The sequence below is a fragment of the Knoellia terrae genome (assembly GCF_048606435.1).
GTDB lineage: Bacteria > Actinomycetota > Actinomycetes > Actinomycetales > Dermatophilaceae > Knoellia > Knoellia terrae.
The window spans coordinates 19,247-39,748 of sequence record NZ_JBMBWH010000015.1; the positions used below are offsets into that span (position 1 = coordinate 19,247).

The 20,502-nt window shown below is 70.2% G+C and carries 17 protein-coding genes; 12 read left to right on the top strand and 5 right to left on the bottom strand.

The window, feature by feature from the left end; genetic code table 11:
• Positions 1 to 87 precede the first annotated feature (87 nt).
• Positions 88 to 1,779, top strand: coding sequence for an MmpA family trehalose lipid delivery protein (locus ACOJV9_RS16100; protein WP_420186248.1), 1,692 nt, complete (start codon positions 88 to 90; stop codon positions 1,777 to 1,779).
• On the top strand, positions 1,776 to 1,922 hold the full coding sequence (locus tag ACOJV9_RS16105; RefSeq protein ID WP_420186249.1) for a hypothetical protein: 147 nt from the start codon (positions 1,776 to 1,778) through the stop codon (positions 1,920 to 1,922). Before ACOJV9_RS16100 ends, ACOJV9_RS16105 begins: the two co-directional genes overlap by 4 nt.
• 59 nt (positions 1,923 to 1,981) lie before the next feature.
• Here ACOJV9_RS16105 and ACOJV9_RS16110 read toward each other — a convergent pair whose 3' ends face one another.
• The gene (locus ACOJV9_RS16110) at positions 1,982 to 3,094 is read right to left on the bottom strand and encodes a glycosyltransferase family 4 protein (protein WP_420186250.1); all 1,113 of its coding nucleotides are present in this window, start codon (positions 3,092 to 3,094) and stop codon (positions 1,982 to 1,984) included.
• Positions 3,095 to 3,233: 139 nt separating this feature from the next.
• On the opposite strand from ACOJV9_RS16110, the gene ACOJV9_RS16115 reads away from it, so the two are divergent.
• Both ACOJV9_RS16115 and ACOJV9_RS16120 read left to right on the top strand, forming a co-directional pair.
• Positions 3,234 to 3,899, top strand: coding sequence for a class I SAM-dependent methyltransferase (locus ACOJV9_RS16115; RefSeq protein WP_420186251.1), 666 nt, complete (start codon positions 3,234 to 3,236; stop codon positions 3,897 to 3,899).
• Positions 3,896 to 7,885 (top strand): alpha-(1->3)-arabinofuranosyltransferase domain-containing protein, encoded by a 3,990-nt coding sequence (locus ACOJV9_RS16120; RefSeq protein ID WP_420186252.1) that lies wholly within the window; start codon positions 3,896 to 3,898, stop codon positions 7,883 to 7,885. Before ACOJV9_RS16115 ends, ACOJV9_RS16120 begins: the two co-directional genes overlap by 4 nt.
• Here ACOJV9_RS16120 and ACOJV9_RS16125 read toward each other — a convergent pair.
• A complete protein-coding gene (locus ACOJV9_RS16125; protein ID WP_420186253.1) occupies positions 7,790 to 8,977 on the bottom strand; it encodes an acyltransferase family protein in 1,188 nt (395 codons plus the stop codon). The genes ACOJV9_RS16120 and ACOJV9_RS16125 overlap by 96 nt on opposite strands.
• 104 nt (positions 8,978 to 9,081) lie before the next feature.
• Between ACOJV9_RS16125 and pgfA the strand changes: the two genes are divergently transcribed.
• Positions 9,082 to 10,092: a cell envelope lipid trafficking protein PgfA gene (pgfA, locus tag ACOJV9_RS16130; protein ID WP_420186254.1), complete on the top strand. Its 1,011-nt coding sequence runs from the start codon at positions 9,082 to 9,084 to the stop codon at positions 10,090 to 10,092.
• 75 nt (positions 10,093 to 10,167) lie between these two features.
• Here pgfA and ACOJV9_RS16135 read toward each other — a convergent pair whose 3' ends face one another.
• Complete coding sequence (locus ACOJV9_RS16135; protein ID WP_420186255.1) at positions 10,168 to 10,971, bottom strand: class I SAM-dependent methyltransferase; 804 nt, start codon at positions 10,969 to 10,971, stop codon at positions 10,168 to 10,170.
• A gap of 147 nt (positions 10,972 to 11,118) precedes the next feature.
• Here ACOJV9_RS16135 and rpsA point away from each other — a divergent pair, with 147 nt between their 5' ends.
• From rpsA to coaE, 5 genes are all read left to right on the top strand, one after another.
• Positions 11,119 to 12,633 (top strand): 30S ribosomal protein S1, encoded by a 1,515-nt coding sequence (gene rpsA, locus ACOJV9_RS16140; protein ID WP_420186256.1) that lies wholly within the window; start codon positions 11,119 to 11,121, stop codon positions 12,631 to 12,633.
• Positions 12,634 to 12,823: 190 nt separating this feature from the next.
• Positions 12,824 to 13,336 (top strand): SigE family RNA polymerase sigma factor, encoded by a 513-nt coding sequence (locus ACOJV9_RS16145; RefSeq protein ID WP_420186257.1) that lies wholly within the window; start codon positions 12,824 to 12,826, stop codon positions 13,334 to 13,336.
• On the top strand, positions 13,333 to 14,316 hold the full coding sequence (locus ACOJV9_RS16150; protein ID WP_420186258.1) for a hypothetical protein: 984 nt from the start codon (positions 13,333 to 13,335) through the stop codon (positions 14,314 to 14,316). Before ACOJV9_RS16145 ends, ACOJV9_RS16150 begins: the two co-directional genes overlap by 4 nt.
• A 50-nt stretch (positions 14,317 to 14,366) precedes the next feature.
• Positions 14,367 to 14,831, top strand: a complete 465-nt coding sequence (locus ACOJV9_RS16155) for a PPOX class F420-dependent oxidoreductase (protein WP_420186259.1) — start codon at positions 14,367 to 14,369, stop codon at positions 14,829 to 14,831.
• Positions 14,832 to 14,859: 28 nt separating this feature from the next.
• The gene (gene coaE, locus ACOJV9_RS16160; RefSeq protein WP_420186260.1) at positions 14,860 to 16,035 is read left to right on the top strand and encodes a dephospho-CoA kinase; all 1,176 of its coding nucleotides are present in this window, start codon (positions 14,860 to 14,862) and stop codon (positions 16,033 to 16,035) included.
• On the opposite strand, the gene ACOJV9_RS16165 is transcribed toward coaE, so the two are convergent.
• A complete protein-coding gene (locus ACOJV9_RS16165) occupies positions 16,020 to 17,066 on the bottom strand; it encodes a Gfo/Idh/MocA family protein (RefSeq protein ID WP_420186261.1) in 1,047 nt (348 codons plus the stop codon). The genes coaE and ACOJV9_RS16165 overlap by 16 nt on opposite strands.
• Positions 17,067 to 17,110: 44 nt before the next feature.
• Between ACOJV9_RS16165 and uvrB the strand changes: the two genes are divergently transcribed.
• Positions 17,111 to 19,225, top strand: coding sequence for an excinuclease ABC subunit UvrB (gene uvrB / locus ACOJV9_RS16170; protein ID WP_420186262.1), 2,115 nt, complete (start codon positions 17,111 to 17,113; stop codon positions 19,223 to 19,225).
• Between the two features lie 12 nt (positions 19,226 to 19,237).
• The gene (locus ACOJV9_RS16175; RefSeq protein WP_420186263.1) at positions 19,238 to 19,594 is read left to right on the top strand and encodes an MmcQ/YjbR family DNA-binding protein; all 357 of its coding nucleotides are present in this window, start codon (positions 19,238 to 19,240) and stop codon (positions 19,592 to 19,594) included.
• Here the strand turns inward: ACOJV9_RS16175 and ACOJV9_RS16180 are convergent.
• On the bottom strand, positions 19,558 to 20,385 hold the full coding sequence (locus ACOJV9_RS16180; protein WP_420186264.1) for an alpha/beta hydrolase family protein: 828 nt from the start codon (positions 20,383 to 20,385) through the stop codon (positions 19,558 to 19,560). The genes ACOJV9_RS16175 and ACOJV9_RS16180 overlap by 37 nt on opposite strands.
• Positions 20,386 to 20,502: the final 117 nt, after the last annotated feature.

A 20,502-nucleotide genomic window follows, 5' to 3' on the forward strand; every position in this document is an offset into this window, starting at 1 on the left:
CCGGCCGATGGGCGGAAGACGATGGGGGTGCCCGGCAGATTGTCAGCATCCGTCCATTCGCCTGCTTGGCGTACAGCGCTACCGGCCGTGTGGTCGATCGCGCTTGCCGTCGTCATTCTCGGCCCGGCCCTCAGCCCGGGTGTGGTGCTGGCGTACGACATGGTGTGGTCGCCGGACTCACGCTTGACGCCATTTGCCACGGGCGTCGGGACGCCCGCGCCCCGGGCGGTGCCGAGTGATGCTGTCGCATGGCTCGTCGGATTGGTGCTCACACCGGCCCTGTCACAGAAGGCGATCCTGGTCGCGGTGCTGGTCGGCGCGTCCCTGGGGATGGTGGCGTTGTTGCGTCACGTGGTATCGGGTGCCGGGCTGACTGCATGGGGTGTGACCGCGCTGGTCAGCATCTGGAACCCCTTTGTCGCGGAACGGCTCGCCGTAGGTCAGTGGACGGTCCTGATCGGATATGCGGTTCTCCCGTGGGGGCTTCGGTCGGCGCATCGCTCGGTTCAGGGGCAGGGGAGCCGCCGCGCCCTCGTGCTGATCCTCGGCAGCGCCGGCCTCGGGGGAGTCAACTCCGTGCTGATCGTGGCCACCGGGGTCTGTGCAGTGCTTCTCGCAGCGATGGTCTCGGATCCACGCCGGTCGGTCGTGTCGCTGGGAGTGGCGTGTCTGACCGTCGTGGGGGTGTCCGCGGTCTGGGCCCTCCCAGCACTCCAGGCGGCTGTGGGCGTGGGGCGCGCCGGGGTGTCGGCGTTCGTGCCCATCGCTGACACACCCCTCGGGGTCTGGGGATCGCTCGTCAGTGGAGGTGGGTTCTGGAACTCCGCGTCTCACCCGATCCAGCGTGAGGTCACGCTGATCGCGGTGACCGCTGGGCTCGTGTCCCTGGTGTCGTTCGTGTTCTTCGTGGTGGCGTTGCGCCGAGGCCGTGCCCTCCTGCTCATGGCCCCGGTCGTCGTGGGTGCCGCCGTGGTGGCCCTGAGCGTGTTGCCCTCGACGTACGGCATCTGGGCGTGGCTGGTGACCGAGGTGCCCGGCGGAGGCGCACTCCGTGACAGCCACAAGTTCGTCGCCGTGTGGGTCGTGGCGACCTCGGTGGGCCTGGGAGCACTGATCGACTCCGTGAGGCGAAGGGCCGAGTCCGGGTTGACAGGGGTGGTCGCGGTCGTGGTGATTGGACTCGTGGTCCTGACATCGTCCCACATGATCTGGGGCTTGGGGGGTCGTCTGGATGCCGTCCCGGTACCCCAGGCGTACCGACAAGCGGCTGCCGAAATCTCATCGCTTCCGAGTGGTGAGGTCGGCCTGCTTCCGTGGAACCAGTACCGACGTTACGAGTGGAACGGCGCCGGGGTCTCCCTCACCCTGGCCCCCCGCATCGTCGGGCAGCGAGTGCTGTTCGACGATTCCCTTCCTCTGCGATCGGGTGTGGTCGCGGGGGAGGACCGTCGCGCGTCCACGGTCTCGGACCTGATCGGCGCGGGAGTGGCCCCCGTGGACGCGATGAGATCGGTCGGCGTGAGGTACGTGGCTGCCGAGCTCGGTACGGGCCTGCCCGTGGACGAGGCAGCCGTGCGTTCGGCCGGGCGCGTCGTCGTGGACCGCGAACAGCTCCTCGTCGTCGAGCTGGATGAACACGTCACTGACATCGGCACCCCCGTCTGGCACGTCATCGGCTGGGGCATCACCGTGCTGACGACGATCATGCTGGGCGTTGTCGGCGCGGCGACTCGGAGGTCCAGAAGGTTACTGACGAGTCTGCTACGCTCGCGCCCATGACCTCACCCGTTTCCGCCATCGCTGCCACGATCGGGGGCGCTCTCCTGGCGCTCGTCGCCGTGATCGGTGGCGTCTCCGCGGTGTCTCCGACCGCGAACTCGCCGGCCAAGAGCGAGCAGGTTGTCCTGTACGACGCCCCCTGAGCGGGTCGTTTCGTCGCGTTCTGAGACCGGTGCCCGTGGGCGCCGGTCTCCCGTCTTTCTCAGTGGTTGGTGTGCCCGCTCGCGAGCATGAGGGCCTCTTCCCACCGGTCCACGGTTTCGTCCCAATGGAACTGTGTGACCCACGCCGCCACCTCGTCGCTCATTCGACGACGTTGCTCGTCGTCGACGAGAACTGTCCGGACTGCGGAGGTAAAGTTCTCGATCCCGGGCTGGACGAGCAATCCCGTTCGGCCGTGAACGATCGAGTTCGTCGGTCCGCCTGCCTCACGGAACGCGACGGACGGCGTGCCGTGCACTCCGGCCTCTACGACCACGAGGCCCCAGCCCTCTTTGAGGCTGGGCAGGGCGTGCACCCAGGCGCGCGCAAGGAGGTGGTGCTTCTCGAGCTCGGACACGTGGCCGTGGAAGGTGACGGCGCCGTCCAGGCCGAGCTGTTGGGCACGAGCTGTCAGATGGTGCTCCCACCATCCCGATCCGACGACGTCAACCGTCAGGTCCGGCATCTCGGTGAGGAGGTTCGCCGCAGCTTCGAGGGCGAGCTCGACCCGCTTGTGGGGAACGAGACGACCCAGGACGATGATGGACGGGTTCGCCGAACGCTGGGTCCCGTCGAGCGGCGTCGTGTCGGTCCCGTTGTGGATGACCTGGATGCGCAACGCATCGACCCCCAGTCCGCTCAGCTCCACGCGCGTGGAGTCACTGACGGCGACGTAGGGGGTGTTCCGGTACACCTGCGGTGCGACACGTGACTCCAGCCACCAGCCGAGCCTGGACATGCGCGGCCCGAAGACCACCGGCCATTGTTCCCTGTGCACGTGGTGGACCAGGTTGACCACGCCCCGCCGTCGGATGAGCGGTGTGAGGTACGGGACGCCGTTCTGGACGTCGATGACCACGTCGGCCTCGTGACGCCCCATCAAGTGCTGTCCCAAGGCCAAGGGATAGATGCCGAGTCGTCCTCCGCGGCGGATGTAGCGGACGCCGTTCACGACCTCGTCCTTCAGCGCCCCGGGGTACTTCGCCGTGCGGATGGTCACGCGGTGTCCTCGTGCAGACAGTCCCTCGGCGACGGTCACGAGGTACTTCTCCGCGCCACCCGCCTCCGGGTGTCCCATGTCGCGCCAGTTGAGCATGAGGACCTTGAGGCCCATCGGCGAACACCTTCCATCAGGGATCCGGTCGCGTGCGCCGGGCACAGGGCCGGATGGTTAGATTCCGGACATGCGATCCGCGCCGCCCAGGAGATACCGCACAGTAGCAAGGTCGGCGAGGCTCTTCCGTTCCTTCCTCGTGGAGCAGACCGAACCGGAGCGCTTCTACACGGATGTCGCGGATGACACCGTTGCGCTCATCGGTCGACACGAGAGCTTGGTCGGTCGCACCGTCCTGGACGTCGGCGCGGGTCAGGAGCAGTTCGGACGTCGCTTCCAGGATGCGGGAGCGCGCTACGTCGCGGTTGACCTGCATCGGGACTCCTTGGAGCAAGGACCTGGTCGCGCTGCCGTGGTGGGCCGGGGGGAGCAGCTGCCCGTCGCTGACGCCAGCGTCGACGTCGTCATGTCCAACAACGTCATGGAGCACGTGACCCACCCAGGTGCAGTGGCAGACGAGATGGTGCGCGTCGTCCGACCCGGAGGCCTTCTCTTCATCTCCTACACCGCATGGGCCTCGCCATGGGGAGGTCACGAGACCTCGCCGTGGCACCTCCTCGGTGGCGACTACGCCCGACGACGCTACGAGCGCACTCACGGACACCCGCCGAAGAACGTGTACGGAGAGTCGATGTTTCCGGCCACCGTGGCGGGTGGACTCGCCTGGGCGCGCAGGCAGGAGGGCGCCACGCTCCTCGAGGCCGCGCCGCGCTACCACCCGGACTGGGCTGACAGCGTGCTGCACCTCCCGCTGCTGCGCGAGGTTCTGTCCTGGAACCTCATGATGGTGCTGCGCCGAACGTGAGGTCCCTCCGCCGGCTCGACGGCGTCGTCTGGGCAGGGCTGTTCGTCGTCTGGACCGTGGCCTGGTCGGTGCCCCTCGGTCGAATCTCCGCCGACACCAAGAACGACCTCTATGTCGACCCGTGGGGCTTCATGGCTCGCTCCTTGCATGCCTGGGACCCTCAGGTGACGTGGGGCGGCATCCAGAACCAGGCCTACGGCTACCTCTTCCCGATGGGGCCGTTCTTCGGGATCGGCTCCGAGCTCCTGCCGATGTGGGTGGTGCAGCGCCTGTGGTGGATGACGCTCCTCACCGCCGGCTTCGTCGCCATGCTGGGCCTGCTGGGCGCACTGCAGATCGGGACACGTCGCACCCGTGTCATCGCCGCGCTGGCCTACGTACTGGCACCACGCGTCGTGAGCACCCTCGGCGCGCTCTCGTCAGAAGCCCATCCCCAGCTGCTCGCGCCTGCCGTCCTGTGGCCCCTCGTCCTCGTCGACCGCGGCGTGATGGGCGCCCGTCGCGGTGCCGCGTTGAGCGGTGTGGCCATCCTGTGGTGCGGGGGAGTGAACGCCACCGCGACCGCGTTCGCCGTGCTCCCGGCGGCGATCTGGCTGCTCACGCGCACTGCGTGGTGGCGACGTGCCCTGACGTGGTGGTGGGGTGTGGCCGTCGTGGCGGCGACGTCCTGGTGGCTCGTCCCACTGCTGGTGATGGGCCGATACTCGCCGCCCTTCCTCGACTGGATCGAGAACTCAAGCGCGGTCTCCGCCCGGGTCGGCGCTCTCGACGTCCTGCGAGGGACCACCCACTGGCTCGCCCACGTGGCCACCCAGGGGGGTGCCTGGTGGCCGGCCGGCTACCAGCTCGTGAGCTCGCGTGCCCTCATCGTCGCCACGGCGGCCGTCATGGCCGCAGGGCTGGCCGGTCTCGCCGTCCGCTCGATGCCCCACCGCGCCTTCGTCCTCAGCTGCCTGGTCGTCGGGGTCCTCGCGATCTCGCTGCCCCATGACGGTCCCCTGGCGTCACCCCTGGTCTCCCAGGCACAGGCGGCCCTCGACGGGGCGCTGGCCCCGCTGCGCAACGTGCACAAGGCAGACCTCCTCGTGCGGCTGCCGCTGGCCCTAGGGCTGTCACACCTGCTCGGCGCCGTGGCAGCGTGGCGTCCGACACGCGCCTGGGCGCGCCCGGCCGTGCTGGGGAGCGCCGCGCTGGTCGTCATCGCGGCTGCGACCCCTGCCTTCAGCGGGGCCATCGTGGCGCGGGGCAACGTCGGGTCCATCCCCGACTACTGGCGAGACGTCGGTGCGTGGCTCGACACGTCCGGAGACGGCCGGGCGCTTATCGTGCCCGCAGCGAACTTCGCCGAGTACACGTGGGGCCGACCTCTCGACGAACCGCTCCGGCCGCTGACGTCGTCCCCGTATGCCGTCCGCGACGGAGTGCCCCTCGCCCCCGCGGGGACGATCCGTCTGCTCGACGAGGTCGAACGGCGCCTCCAGACGGGTCGCGCGCTGGGAGGTGCCACCGAGGTTCTTCGCGACGCAGGTGTCCGCTACCTCCTCGTGCGCAACGACCTGAGCATCGATGACAGTGGACAGCCACCGGTGGCGTTCGCGAGATCGGCCATCCAGCAGAGCCCGGACACCCGGTTCGTCAGGGGCTTCGGCCCTTCCCAGCTCAACCTCGTGGGGGATCGCGTCTTCCAGCTCGAGGTCTTCGAGCTCCAGGGGGAGGTCGCACCCGAGCTCGCGCTCTGGCCGATGGCGAGCGTGCTGGGGTCGACCGGGGCGACGGAGGACCTCGCGCGCCTGGCGGAGGCAGGGCTCCAGGGCCCGGTCGTCTTCGACGGTGACCGCGTGCCTTCGGTGCGACCGAGCAGGGAGGTCGGCACCGACGGCTTCCGGGCGCGCACCCGGTGGTTCGGCGCGCCTCGCGGTCAGGACGTGTCCCCGACCCTGTCGGACGACGAGCTGGACGGCGCGCCGGACTATCTCCCCTGGTCGGAGACAGGTCGACGCTCGCTCGTTTCCTACGAGGGGATCAGCGACGTCACCGCCTCAAGCTCGATCGCCACGGAGTTCGGCTTCGCAGGACTGCAGCCCGCCCACCGCCCGTTCGCCGCCCTCGACGGCGATGAGCGCACGGCATGGGTCACGCTGGGTGACCCGCGACCTCGGTTGACGCTCTCGCTCCCCGAGTCCGCCGACGTTCGTGAAGTCTCGATCCAGCCGTACGCCGATCGGGTGCGCTTCGGCGACGGACTCGGTACGGCCACCCGGGTCCGCGTGACGACGGACTCAGGAGAGGTGCGAGCCACCCTCGCGCCGACGTCGCCGACAAGGGTCGCCCTGCCGCCGGGTCGGGCCACATCGCTCGTGGTCGAGATCCTCGACACCACCCGCGGGGCACCGGGGGACAGCGCGACCGGGCTCGCGGAGGTGCGCATCCCGGGCGTTACCCCGGTCGAGGTGGTGAGCACCCCCGCCACCGACGAGCAGGCGACGGCCTTGGTTCTGGGAGCCGGACTCTCCGGCAAGGACGGGTGCGCTGCACCGACACGCGAGACGGCCCGAGTGACCTGCTTCGCCGGCCAGCTCGTCGACCCCGAGTCGACCGGAGACCTGGTGCGGGACGTGTCCGCGATGGTGGTGGGACCGGCGACCGCAGCAGGGACGCTGGCGATCGACCCGCTCCGGCCGCCCGAGCGACTCCTCGACGTCCCCGGGGTCACCGTGGGTGCGAGCAGCCTGCGCGGCTACGCCCCGGCTTCGTTGCCGGTGGCCGTGGTGGACGGCAATCCGCTGACCGCCTGGAGTCCTTCCGGTGACGACGAGTCACCCTCGCTCACCCTCGAGCTGGAGACCGCGACGACCTTCGCCGACATCCGGCTGCAGACCCGGCGCGAGTGGGCCGAGAAGGAGTCGCCCGCCGTCCTCGTCGCCGTCGACGGCGTCGAGGTGACGACGAGGCGGCTCCAACCCGGAGGGGTGCTGTCGATCCCGCCGACCACCGGTCGAACGCTGACGCTGACGTTCACCCACATCCCCGGTCCCCGGAAGCCGGGCCTCGGGGCGCTCGAGCTCGAGGAGCTGGAGCTGGTCGGTCAGCCGTTCGCACCGGCACCGCCCCGGCTCGAGGCACCCTGCGGTGAGGGTCCGCGGCTCACGGTCGACGGGGTGTCCGTCCCGACCTCGGCAACGGCGAGCAGGGACGCGCTGTTCGGGCTGTCCGACATCACCTGGCGGGCCTGCGGGTCGGTCGAGGTGAGCGCCTCACCCCGTCACCGCGTCGTGCTCGAGCCGTGGCAGGGCATGGGCGCGCGATCGGTCGTCCTCACCCACGAGAGCTCCCGGACCGACGCGTCGTCGCCCGTCGCCGTGGAGATACGGCGTCTCGGCGCCACCGAGATCCGCGGCCGCGTGGACGAGGGTGCGGAGCGGCTGCTCGTCATGACCGAGAACGCCAACCCCGGGTGGGAGGCCACGCTCGCTGGCCGCTCCCTCGAGCCACAGACGCTGGACGCCCGCCGCCAGGGCTTCGTCGTGCCAGCGGGGGCTGCGGGTGAGCTGGTCATCCGGTTCGCTCCTGACGGGCCCTACCGCACGGGGCTTCTCGCAGGGGCGCTCGCCGCGCTGCTCCTCCTCGGCTCCGCCCTAGCCCCGGACCGGAGCGGAGCAAGGGTGTCCCGCCGCGCCTCAGCCTTGGGGCGACCTGCAATCGTGGCCCTCGGCCTGGCCGGCGCAGGTCTGCTCGTGGCCGGCCCGACGGGGGCCGCGATCGCCCTGCTCGCCGTGGTCCTGGTCAGGCGACTCGCCGCGCCACGGTGGTTCTGGCCCGCCGGTGTCCTGGCGCTGGGGGTCGCCGCCGCTGTGACGCAGGCGGTCCTCGCTCCCGGGGCCCCGGGAGCGTCAGCGGTTGAGGGGAGCGTCCGAGTGCTCGTGCTCGCGGCCATCACTCTGGCGGTGGCGGCGTCGAGCCAGGAACCTCCCCGCCAGCCGCGATGACGGGACCTCGACCCAGCGATGGGTGGCCGCCGCCAACCCCAGACTGACCGGCACCCCCAGTGTCAGGAGGGGCAGGAGGGCACCGGTGAACTCACGCACTCCCGACACGGCGTACAGGCCGATGAACACGGGGACGTGCCAAAGGAAGAGGCCGTAGCTGATGACACCCAAGTAGCGCACGGTGTGGTGCGAGAGCGCGGCTCGGTAGCCGGAGGCCCCGCCGTGGGTGAGGGGGAGGAGCAGCCCGAGGGCCACGACTCCCGACAGGGCGGTGCGGACGACGACGTCCGTCGCTGTTCCTGGGGAGAGGTCGAGCCCCCCGGCGATGGGTGTGGTGGCCAGGAGGTAGGCGCCAGCCGCCACGGCGAGACACGCCACCACGTCACCGCCCCAGCGGGTGAGCACCTGGGTGACACGGTGTTCCGGGGCGAGGAGGGTCTCCGCGCAGATCATCCCGATGAGGAAGTGCGGTGCCCGCGAGTGCAGCCACCGGTCGTAGAAGATGTCCTGGCCCACCACCGCGTCACCGCCGATGCCCGAGGTCGCGGTCAGGGCCGCCGCCATGACGCACAGGACCGGCAGGGGAGCGTTGGGGTGCCGGCGTCGCAGCAGTCGTAGCGCGAGCACAGCCAGGGGCAGGGCGACGTAGAAGGCGATCTCCGTCGCGATGCTCCACGACTGCCCGAATGCGCCGATCCACGCGTCGGGCCAGTAGATCTGCAGGGCGAACGCGTGGATCACGACGTCACGCAGCGGTGGCGTCGCGCCCGCCGCCACTACGGCAAGCACCATCCAATACGCCGGCAGGATCCGTGCGGCCCGCTTCACCGCGTAGCCGAACCCGTCGAGCCGGCCCTGGACGTCGGCGGCGACGAGCCCGCGGTGCAGCAGGAAGCCGGAGAGGGCGAAGAAGATCGCCACGCCGAAGTCGCCACGCGACCACAGGCGCCCGACGAGCCCGCCGGTCGCGCCGAAGCCGGTGAGGAAGGCGGCGTGGGTGAGGACGACGAGGCCGGCGGCGAGGGCTCGCAGACCGTCGAGCGCCGGGATCACCGTGACCACCAGGTCCCGGTGTGACTCCGTCGCCGCCATGGCCGAATCGTAGGCGAGCGGGCTCGCTCACATATCCTTCGAATCGCGCTTACCGGCTGGTAGGGTTCGGCGACCGCCCCACTTGAGACAAAGGTGTCCCGCAGATGCGCAGAATTATCGGCCTGGTGCTGATGGGCCTTGCCGGCTTCCTCATCACCACCGCCCTGCTCGCCCTGTTCTACATCCCGGGAGCGGTCAAGAAGACCCCGCTGGACACCGACTCCTACACCCGGCTCGCGGGCAACGCCACCGCGCTGCCCAGCGGTGACGGTGCTCCGGTCAAGGCGCTGAGCCACACGGTGGCCGACGGGCAGAAGTCCGATGGCGACGTCGTCGTCTTCGACACGTTCACCTGCCTCATCAAAGACCCCAACGGTGACGCGCCGGACTGCGTGGACGACACCGACCCGGACAAGCGACTCGTCACGGCGACGACCGACCGGTTCGCCACCGACCGCCGAACCGGCCTCTCCGTCAACGACGAGAAGTACATCGGCGACGCCCAGCCGCACGAGGGTCTCGTCAACAAGTTCCCCTTCGACGTCGAGAAGAAGACCTACCCCTACTGGGACGGCATCCTCGACCGCGCGGTCGACGCGACCTTCGAGGGCGAGGAGAAGGTCAACGGTTGGGACACCTACAAGTTCGTCATCGACGTCGCGGACGAACCCGCCGAGATCGTCCGTGGCGTCCAGGGCACCTACTCCGACCTCAAGACGATGTTCGTCGACCCCCGCACGGGCTCGATCCTCAAGCAGACCGAGCAGCAGAAGCGCGTCCTCGAGAACGGCACCACGGTGCTCGACCTCGACTTCGGCTTCACCGACGAGACCGTGAAGGGCAACGTCGACAGTGCCAAGGACAGCAACTCCCGGCTGAGCCTCATCGGCAACCTTCCGCTCATCACAGGTCTGCTAGGCCTCCTCGCCCTGGCCGTCGGGTTCTTCCTCTGGCACGGCGCCCGCCGGACCAACGGTGACGACGACTACGCCTACCCGGCCCGTCGTGGACCCGAGGGTGGCGCCGGCGCCTCGGACGAGACGAGGACGATCGACGTCTTCGGTGACGAGAGCAACGACTCCACCCGCACCCGCTCCGACGTCCACGGACGCTGACGTCGACCGGACCGCAGCACCGGCCGGCCCCGCCACCTCGAGGTGGCGGGGCCGGCCTGTTCCTGCGGCAGGACGTCAGCCCCGGCGGCAGACGAAGATCGCCGTGCCGGGGATGAGAGCCCCCCGCGTGGGTGACCACCCGCCCCACGTCTCGGTGTTGTCCTCCGGCCACTCGGGCTCGACGACGTCCTCGAGGACCAGCCCCGCCGCGACCACCTCGCGCACCCGGTCGCCCATCGTCCGGTGGTGCTCGACGTACGTCGCCCGCCCGTCCGCGTCGGCCTCGACGTAGGGCGTGCGGTCGAAGTAGCTGAGCCGCGCGGTGAGCCCGGCCTCGGTCGGGTCGTCGGGAAAGGCCCACCGCACCGGATGGGTCGTCGAGAAGACGAACCGGCCGCCCGGGCGGAGCACGCGGGCCGCCTCTCGCATGACAGCAGCACTGTCGGCGACGAACGGCACCACCCCGTATGCCGTGAAGACGGTGTCGAAGCTCGCGTCGCCGAAGGGCAGGGCGAGGGCGTCGCACTGCAGCAGCGGGGGAGCGGTGCCGGTGCGTTCGCTCACCGCCCGGCCGACGGCGAGCATGCCCAGCGACAGGTCGGTGGCCACCACCGAGGCGCCGACGTGGCGCTGGAGCCACCGGGCGCACTGGCCGGCGCCGGCGCCGATCTCGAGGATGCGCTGGCCGCGTGTGGCCCGCAGGAGGTCGAGCATCTCCTCGGTCCACCCCTCGGGTCCCCAGACGAACTCGTCGTCGCCGAGGAACGCCCCGTGCTCGGTGTAGTACTCGGCGGCCTCCCCGTCCCACCAGGCACGGTTCGCCGCCTGGGTCTCGTCCGTGTCGGCGGTGCGGCGTCCGGCGGCGTCACCCACCGGCATACCCGCTTTGACCGCTCACAGGCGACGTCGGTAGGGTGACCGAGCACTCGTGTGCTCTGACGCGTGCCCGCAAGGGCCGACGAGCAGGCCGAGGGCACCCAGTTCCATCCCATCTCATCCATCTGTCCACATCGGAGTTCCTACTACATGACTGCCAGCACGGTCGCCAAGACCGCCCCTCAGATCGCCATCAACGACATCGGCTCTGAGGAAGAACTTCTCGCCGCCATCGACGCGACGATCAAGCACTTCAACGATGGCGACATCGTCGAGGGCATCATCGTCAAGGTCGACCGCGACGAGGTGCTGCTCGACATCGGCTACAAGACCGAGGGCGTCATCCCCTCGCGCGAGCTGTCCATCAAGCACGACATCGACCCCAACGAGGTCGTCAAGGTCGGCGACGAGGTCGAAGCCCTCGTTCTCCAGAAGGAGGACAAGGAAGGCCGCCTCATCCTGTCCAAGAAGCGGGCTCAGTACGAGCGCGCCTGGGGCACGATCGAGAAGGTCAAGGAGGAGGACGGCGTCGTCACCGGCACCGTCATCGAGGTCGTCAAGGGTGGGCTCATCCTCGACATCGGCCTGCGTGGCTTCCTCCCCGCCTCCCTCGTCGAGATGCGTCGTGTCCGCGACCTCCAGCCGTACGTCGGCAAGGAGATCGAGGCCAAGATCATCGAGCTCGACAAGAACCGCAACAACGTGGTCCTGTCTCGTCGCGCGTGGCTCGAGCAGACCCAGAGCGAGGTCCGCACGACCTTCCTCAAGGAGCTCCAGAAGGGCCAGGTCCGTTCGGGCGTCGTGTCCTCCATCGTCAACTTCGGTGCGTTCGTGGACCTCGGCGGCGTCGACGGTCTCGTCCACGTCTCCGAGCTGTCCTGGAAGCACATCGACCACCCGTCCGAGGTCGTCGAGGTCGGTGACGAGGTCACCGTCGAGGTGCTCGACGTCGACATGGACCGCGAGCGTGTCTCCCTGTCGCTGAAGGCGACGCAGGAGGACCCGTGGCAGCACTTCGCCCGCACGCACGCCATCGGCCAGGTCGTGCCCGGGAAGGTCACCAAGCTCGTCCCGTTCGGTGCGTTCGTGCGCGTCGAGGACGGCATCGAGGGCCTCGTCCACATCTCCGAGCTGGCCGAGCGCCACGTGGAGCTGCCGGAGCAGGTCGTCACCGTCGGCGCCGACATCTTCGTCAAGGTCATCGACATCGACCTCGAGCGTCGTCGCATCTCGCTCTCCCTCAAGCAGGCCAACGAGGACGGCGCCGGGCTCACCGAGTTCGACCCGACCCTCTACGGCATGGCCGCGGAGTACGACGAGGCGGGCAACTACAAGTACCCCGAGGGCTTCGACTCCGAGACCAACGAGTGGCTCGAGGGCTACGAGAAGCAGCGTGAGGTCTGGGAGAAGCAGTACGCCGAGGCCCACGCCCGCTGGGAGTCGCACCGCACCCAGGTCGAGGAGGCCGCCAAGGCCGACGCCGAGGCTGCCGCCGGTGGCGACAACGCCACGTCCTACAGCAGCGACTCGGCCTCCGCGTCGTCGTCGTCCTCCTCGGACGACGAGGGCTCGGACTCGCGTCCGGCCGCTCCGCCGGCCAACGAGGGCACCCTCGCCTCCGACGAGGCCCTCGCCGCACTGCGCGAGAAGCTCACCGGAAACTGAGTCGACCGGCATACCTCGCGTATGCCGTGACGCACGACCGAAGGTCCGGTTCCCCCTCGCGGGGGAGCCGGGCCTTCGGCCTGTCCGGCGGCGAGCGAGGGACGTTCGCGGCCACACTCAACCCATTGGCGCGCGGACTCGTAGGGATGGGTGTCAGGCGGGACGCGCCGGAACGGACGAGGGGGGCGATGTGCAGACATCGAAGGGGGCGGATGCCGAGTTCACGGCCTTCGTCGAAGGGGCGCAACCGAGGTTGTCCCGCGTGGCGGTGCTGCTCACCGGCAACCGTGCCGTGGCGGAGGACCTGCTGCAGGAGGCCTTCATCAGGACCTACCTCAACTGGGGGAGGGTGCGGCCCGAGGGTGCGTACTCCTACGCACGCCGGATCCTCGTCAACCTCAACACCGACCGGTGGCGCCGCCGGCACCTGGAACCCGTCGTCGGGGACATCGGTGAGCTGCACGTCAGCGGCTCCGCGTCCCGCGCCTACGCCAGCGTCGACCACCGCGACGACATCGTGCACGAGCTCGCGGGCCTGAGCCAGCGCGAACGCACGATCGTCGTCCTGCGCTACTACTTCGACCTCAGCGAACGCCAGGTCGCCGAAGAGCTCGAGATCTCCGTCGGAACAGTGAAGTCCACGTGCTCCCGAGCGCTCGCGCGCCTCGGAACGCAGCGCGTCGAGGAAGGAAGGTTGTCATGAGCCCGATCAGTGAGGACGAGCTGCGCGTTAGGCTCGAGGACGTGCAGCCTTCGCCGGCGCGTCACGGGTTCGCGGAGCAGGTCGTCCAGCAAGCACGCCGGCGGCGCCGTCGGCAGCGTTGGGTGATGGGGGCGGCTGCCGCCGCCGCTGTCGCGGTCATCGGCGCCGGCACCCTGGCGATCGGGGACCAGATCGGGCGCGACGAGGCCCTCCCGGCGTCACCGACGCCCACGTCCGCGCCCGTCGAGACGGCCCCGGTCGAGACGACCCCCACCGTCACCTCGACGGGCACGCCGACGCCGACCCCCACGGCCACGGCGACCGCATCGGCGGCGCGCCCGACGGCTTCCGCCACGTCAGCACCCTCGTCCACACCCACCCGGCCCGCACCCCTCGAGCCCACACCCACTCCGGTCCCGGTGCTTCCGCCGCCGCCCAGCCCGCCCGCCATCGAACCGGCGTGGGAGGCTCTCCACCCGGTCACGCTGCTCCACGCCGGGTCATGGACCGTCACGAACACCTTCGCGGGACCGTGCGGCAGAGACGTCTTCGGCATCGCGGGCCTGCGTGACGCCTACCGCTACGACGCGCGGCGAATTGAGGGCGGCGAGGGCCGGGCCGACGGTGAGGCGTACGTGCTGTTCGCCGCCGAGGATGGTGCAGCCGCCTTCATGGACGACCTGCAGGCCCAGGGCCGCGCCTGCTCGTTCACCACGGACGGCGCCACCGGCGGAGTGGTCGAGCAGCTGAGCGGGCCGTGGAGCGACGGGCTCGCCCTGAGCCACATCTCGGGCCAGCCGAACGTGACGGGCGGGTCCGTCGTCCTCGCGGTCCGGTCGGGCCGCGCCGTCACATTGTCGAGCGCGTCCGGTTCGTTCACTCGCACCGACCATGTCGACCCAGCACTCATCCGGGCTGCTCGACCCTCGGTCGAGCACGTGTACCCCCAGCTGTGCGGCTTCACCGACGAGGGCTGCTGACGCGGCCCGACGACGCGTGCCATGGAGCCACCTCGTGCGAGAGTGGCTCCATGGCACGCACGGTTGCGACGAACTCCGAGGTGGACCTCGACGGGCTGCTCGACTTCGTCCGACCACGGCACCACCTGGTCCTCATCACCACGAGGCGCGACGGCACCCCGCAGGCCTCGCCCGTGACCGGTGGCGTCGACCAGGAGGGTCGCATCGTCGTCTCCACCTACCCCGAGCGCGCCAAGACGGCCAACGCCCGGCGGAACCCGAGGGTGAGCGTCCTCGTCCTCTCCGACGACTTCGACGGGGCCTGGGTGCAGGTCGACGGCGAGTGCGAGGTTGTCGACATGCCCGAGGCCGCGGAGGCGCTCGTCGACTACTACCGGTGCATCTCAGGGGAGCACCCCGACTGGGACGAGTACCGGCAGGCCATGCGTGAGCAGGACAAGTCGCTGCTCCGCATCACCCCGACCCGCTGGGGACCGGTGGCCACCGGAGGCTTCCCGGCCCGCTTGGCGGACTGACCGGAGGGCGACCGCCTAGGTTGGGCGCATGCTGCGTGTGGGTCTCACCGGGGGAATCGGGTCAGGCAAGTCGACCGTCGCCGCCTGCCTGGCCGACCTCGGTGCGGTCGTCTTCGACGCGGACGCGGTTGCCCGTGAGGTCGTCGAACCGGGTATGCCGGCGCTCGCCGAGATCCGCACCCGGTTCGGCGACTCGGTGTTCGGCGCTGACGGCGCCCTGGACCGACCGGCGCTCGGACGGGTCGTCTTCGGGGACCCGGGCGCGCTGGCCGACCTCGAGGGCATCACCCACCCCGCCATCTGGCGCCTGACGGCCGAGCGCATGACCTCGGTGTCCGACGACGCGGTGCTCGTGCACGACATGCCGCTCATCGTCGAGAAGGCCATGGGGGACCAGTACCACCTGGTCGTCGTCGTCGGCGCCGACGAGGGCGTGCGCCTCGACCGGCTCGTGCGCGAGCGGGGCATGGACCGCGCTGACGCGCAGGTGCGGATCGACGCCCAGGCCGGTGACGCCGCCCGGCGCGCCGCCGCTGACGTGTGGCTCGACAACGACGGAACTCGCGAGCAGCTCGAGGCCGAGGTCCGGCGGCTCTGGGCCGAGCGGCTCGAGCCCTTCAACGAGAACCTGCGGCACGGCATACGCGCAGCCCGTCCGGAGCACCTCACCCTCAGCGAACCGCAGGAGGAGTGGCCCGCGGAGGCCGCTCGGCTCGGGGCCAGGATCCGCCGGGCGCTGGGGGAGCGCGCGGTCTCGGTCGAGCACATCGGCTCGACGTCGGTGCCGGGGCTCGTCGCCAAGGACGTCATCGACCTGCAGGTGGGCGTGGTCTCCCTCGCCGACGCGGACGCGCCGGAGTTCGTCGAGGCGATGGCGCGCCAGGGGTTCCCGCGCGTGGAGGGCAACGTGTCGGACCATGGCAAGGACGGCTCGGTGTGGGCCAAGCGGTTCCACGGCAGCGCCGACCCGGGACGGGTGACGCACGTCCACGTGCGTGAGGTCGGGTCGCCCGGTCACGACTGGTCCCTGCGTTTCCGGGACTGGCTGCGGTCCGATGCCGCGGCTCGTGGGGAGTATGCCGCCCTCAAGCTCGGGCTGCTGGCGCAGGGGCTCACGACGAGCGACTACACCGCGGCGAAGGAGCCGTGGTTCGACTCCGTGCACGCGCGGGTGCTGGCCCACGACGGTCACTCGCCGGGGTAGCGCACTCCCACCTGTGCCCGGACCTCGTCGAGGACCTCCATGATCCGCAGCGTCTCGGCGGCGGGCAGGAGAGGGCTCTCGGTGAGGCCGGCGTCGACGATGCGCGCGGCCTCGCAGGCCTCGAAGTGCAGCCCGTGCTCGCGGCGCTCGGGCTCCCACGAGATGTCGGTCCCGGCGTCGCGGGAGACGAAGCGGACGCGGGACGGGGCGTACCAGCGGTTGTCGGGGTCGTCCGGGTCGCCGAGCTCCAGCCGGCCCTCGGTGCCGTTGATGCTCGCCGTGGTCGGCGTGCGTGACGTCATGGTGGCGTGCAGGAGTCCGCGTCCGCCGTTGCGCCCCGTCACGAGGAGGGTCTCCTCCGCGTCGACCCCCTCGTCGGTGAGCCGGCCGGTGGCCGTGACGGTGTCGATGCCACCGAGCGCGAACGAGGCGAACGACGTCGGGTAGATGCCGAGGTCGAGCAGCGCGCCGCCGGCGAGGGCCGGGTCGGAGAGCCGCTGCGGGCCGTTCGGGTACAGCGGCTGACCGTGGTCGGCGAAGACGTTCTCGACGGTGCCGAGGAGCCCCTGCTCGAGGCACTGCCGGACGACGTCGATCCCGGGGAGGAAGCGCGTCCACATCGCCTCCATGGCCAGCAGCCCCTTGCCGGCGGCGGTGTCGAGGACCTCGCGCGCCTCGGCGGCGTTGCGGGTGAACGCCTTCTCGACGAGGACCGGCTTGCCGGCCGACAGCGCGAGCAGGGCCTGGGCGTGGTGCTCCGAGTGCGGCGTCGCGACGTAGACGATGTCGACGTCCGGGTCCGCGACGAGCTCGTCGTACGACCCGTATGCCGTGTGCGCACCGAAGTCGTCCGCGAACGAGCGCGCCCGGCCGAGGTCGCGCGAGGCGACCGCCTGGAGAACCTGGTCGGTCTCGGCGCGGACCGCGGTGGACCACTCACGGGCGATGTAGCCGGGGCCGAGGATGCCCCATCGCAGGGGCGGTGCCGACCGCGGGTCGGGGGTGCGGGGAGCAGGCAGCGTCGTGGTCACGGCCACATCCTCGCACTGTCGGTGGGACGGCATACCGTTGTCTTATGCGTCCCACCACCGACCTCAAGCGCACCGTCGCACCGTTCAAGGTCGTGTCCGACTTCCAGCCGGCCGGTGACCAGCCGGCGGCGATCGCCCAGCTGACCGAGCGGATCAACGCGGGCCAGCAGAACGTCGTCCTGCTCGGTGCCACGGGCACGGGCAAGTCGGCGACGACGGCCTGGCTCGTCGAGCAGGTGCAGCGGCCCACCCTGGTCATGGCGCCCAACAAGACGCTGGCGGCCCAGCTCGCCAACGAGTTCCGGGAGCTGCTCCCGCACAACGCGGTCGAGTACTTCGTGAGCTACTACGACTACTACCAGCCCGAGGCGTACGTCCCTCAGACCGACACCTACATCGAGAAGGACTCGTCCATCAACGACGAGGTCGAGCGGCTCCGGCACTCGGCGACCAACTCGCTGCTCACCCGCCGCGACGTCATCGTCGTCGCCTCGGTGTCGTGCATCTACGGCCTCGGCACCCCGCAGGAGTACGTCGACAAGATGGTGCAGCTGCGCGTCGGCGACGAGCTCGACCGTGACGACCTGCTGCGCCGGTTCGTCCAGATGCAGTACACCCGCAACGACCTCGCCTTCACCCGCGGCACCTTCCGCGTGCGCGGGGACACCGTCGAGATCATCCCCATGTACGAAGAGCTGGCCGTGCGCATCGAGTTCTTCGGCGACGAGGTCGACAAGATCTACACGCTGCACCCGCTCACCGGTGAGATCGTGCGCGAGGAGCAGGAGATGTACGTCTTCCCGGCCTCGCACTACGTCGCCGGTCCCGAGCGCATGGACCGCGCGATCGCCGGCATCGAGCACGAGCTCGCCGAGCAGCTCCGGCTGTTCGAGAGCCAGGGCAAGATGCTCGAGGCGCAGCGGCTGCGCATGCGCACCACCTACGACATCGAGATGATGCGTCAGGTCGGGTCCTGCTCGGGCATCGAGAACTACTCGATGCACCTCGACGGCCGCACCGCCGGCTCGGCGCCCAACTGCCTGCTCGACTACTTCCCCGAGGACTTCCTCCTCGTCCTCGACGAGTCGCACGTGACCGTGCCGCAGATCGGTGCCATGTACGAAGGCGACGCCTCCCGCAAGCGGACCCTCGTCGACCACGGCTTCCGGCTGCCGTCCGCCATGGACAACCGGCCGCTGAAGTGGGAGGAGTTCCTCGAGCGCATCGGCCAGACCGTCTACCTGTCGGCGACGCCGGGCAACTACGAGGTCGCCCGTGCCGACGGCATCGTCGAGCAGATCATCCGCCCCACGGGGCTCGTCGACCCCGAGATCGTCCTCAAGCCGACCAAGGGCCAGATCGACGACCTGCTCCACGAGATCAACCTGCGGGCCTCGCGCAACGAGCGCGTGCTCGTAACCACCCTCACCAAGAAGATGGCCGAGGACCTCACCGACTACCTCCTCGACAAGGGGGTGCGGGTCCGCTACCTCCACTCCGACATCGACACGCTGCGCCGCGTCGAGCTGCTGCGTGAGCTGCGACTGGGCGAGTACGACGTGCTCGTCGGCATCAATCTGCTCCGCGAGGGTCTCGACCTCCCCGAGGTGTCGCTCGTGTCGATCCTCGACGCCGACAAGGAGGGCTTCCTGCGCTCGGCGCGTTCGCTCATCCAGACGATCGGCCGTGCAGCGCGCAACGTCTCCGGCCAGGTGCACATGTATGCCGACAAGGTCACGCCGTCGATGGCCGAGGCCGTCGAGGAGACCTCTCGCCGCCGCGAGAAGCAGATCGCCTACAACACCGAGCGCGGACTCGACCCGCAGCCGTTGCGCAAGAAGATCGCTGACATCACCGACATGCTCGAGCGCGAGGACGCCGACACCGAGGAGCTCCTCGGCTCGGGCCGGGCCCGCTCCCGCGGGAAGTCCGACGGCGGTCGAGGTGGTCGCGGTGCCCTGGCCGCGGACGCGTCGGTGGTCGGGGCCGCCCGGCTCGCGAACATGGCGGCCGGCGACCTCGCCAACCTCATCCAGGAGCTCACCACGCAGATGCACCAGGCCGCGGCCGACCTGCACTTCGAGCTGGCGGCGCGCCTGCGTGACGAGCTCGGTGACCTCAAGAAGGAGCTCCGCCAGATGAGCGAAGCGACCAAGTGACACCGTGACGCCGTGACGCCCGACGAGGTCGCCGCCCACGCCCTGGCCAAGCCCGGTGCCTGGCCGGACCAGCCGTGGGAGGGCGACCACGTCGCCAAGGTGGGTGACAAGATCTTCGCCTTCCTCGGCCGGACCGGGGTGGGCGTCAAGCTCGGGTCGCGGACGGAGGCGGACGAGTGGATCGCGGAGTTCCCGCAGGGCGCGGGCGTCATGCCCTACATCGGCCGCCACGGCTGGAACACCCTCGCGCTCGGCGGCGCCATCCCGGACGACGCGATCCTCGAGGCGATCGACACCTCCTACGAGCTCGTCGTGGCGAAGCTGCCGAGACGTCAGCGACCCCCGAGCTCGTCGAGCAGCTCGAGCTGACGCCGCCAGACCTCTGACTCGGTGTCGATGACGACGAAGTGGTCACCGTCGACCTCCACGAGGCTCGCGTCACCGCCGGCAGCAGTCGCTGCGGTGACGTAGTCGACCGACTGGCTGAGCGGCACGACGTCGTCGGCGCGGCCGTGGATGCACCGGACGGGGACGTCGAGCGGCACCTGCTGGCGCGGGTCGTAGGCCAGGTCCGCGGAGGTGGGCGTGTGGCCGAGGAAGCGGGCGGCGGCCCGGTCACCGAGGTCGTCGTCGTGCGCGGCCACGAGGTCGAGGACACCGGCCTGCGACACGGCGCCCGTGACCCGCACTCTGCACTCGCTCCACCGCGGCTGCTGGTGGCGCCCGGCTGCCCAGACGGCCAGGTGGCCACCGGCCGAGTGCCCGAGCGTGAGGACGACCGAGGTGTCGAGGTCCTCGACCGTGGCCAGGTGCTCGATGGACTCGTGGACGTCGTCGAAGGTGGCGGGCGCGCCGCCGCCGGCGCCGACCCGGCGGTACTCGACGTTCCAGGCCGTCCAGCCGTGCTGTGCCAGGGACACGGCGAGCGGACGGCCGAGCTCGACATCGTACTCCGCCTTCCAGAAGCCGCCGTGGATGACGACGACGACGCCCTTGCTCGGGCCGGACGGTCGGGTCAGCTCCCCGAACTGGCTCGGGTCGTTGCCATAGGGAAGGCGCATGGCTCGGGTCGTCTCCTCGGTCGATGAGGGCTGCGGGCTCCCGCACGCCGCCAGCGGCAGCGTGACCACCGCGAGCACGACCGCGCGGCGAGTGGGCACCGTCGCACTGTATGCCGCCGCACCCACCCCACCGCCTACTGCACCGTACGACGTCTTCGGTTCAAGCGGTCAGGGAAACACCTCGATCTGGAGGTGTGATGAAGATGAAGCCACGGT

Bases quoted from the DNA above. Each gene is read 5' to 3' on its own strand.
- ACOJV9_RS16135 (WP_420186255.1), bottom strand. From the start codon at position 10,971: ATGCCGGTGGGTGACGCCGCCGGACGCCGCACCGCCGACACGGACGAG.
- pgfA (WP_420186254.1), top strand. From the start codon at position 9,082: ATGCGCAGAATTATCGGCCTGGTGCTGATGGGCCTTGCCGGCTTCCTC.
- ACOJV9_RS16150 (WP_420186258.1), top strand. From the start codon at position 13,333: ATGAGCCCGATCAGTGAGGACGAGCTGCGCGTTAGGCTCGAGGACGTG.
- coaE (WP_420186260.1), top strand. From the start codon at position 14,860: ATGCTGCGTGTGGGTCTCACCGGGGGAATCGGGTCAGGCAAGTCGACC.
- ACOJV9_RS16155 (WP_420186259.1), top strand. From the start codon at position 14,367: ATGGCACGCACGGTTGCGACGAACTCCGAGGTGGACCTCGACGGGCTG.
- ACOJV9_RS16125 (WP_420186253.1), bottom strand. From the start codon at position 8,977: ATGGCGGCGACGGAGTCACACCGGGACCTGGTGGTCACGGTGATCCCG.
- rpsA (WP_420186256.1), top strand. From the start codon at position 11,119: ATGACTGCCAGCACGGTCGCCAAGACCGCCCCTCAGATCGCCATCAAC.
- ACOJV9_RS16105 (WP_420186249.1), top strand. From the start codon at position 1,776: ATGACCTCACCCGTTTCCGCCATCGCTGCCACGATCGGGGGCGCTCTC.
- ACOJV9_RS16110 (WP_420186250.1), bottom strand. From the start codon at position 3,094: ATGGGCCTCAAGGTCCTCATGCTCAACTGGCGCGACATGGGACACCCG.
- uvrB (WP_420186262.1), top strand. From the start codon at position 17,111: ATGCGTCCCACCACCGACCTCAAGCGCACCGTCGCACCGTTCAAGGTC.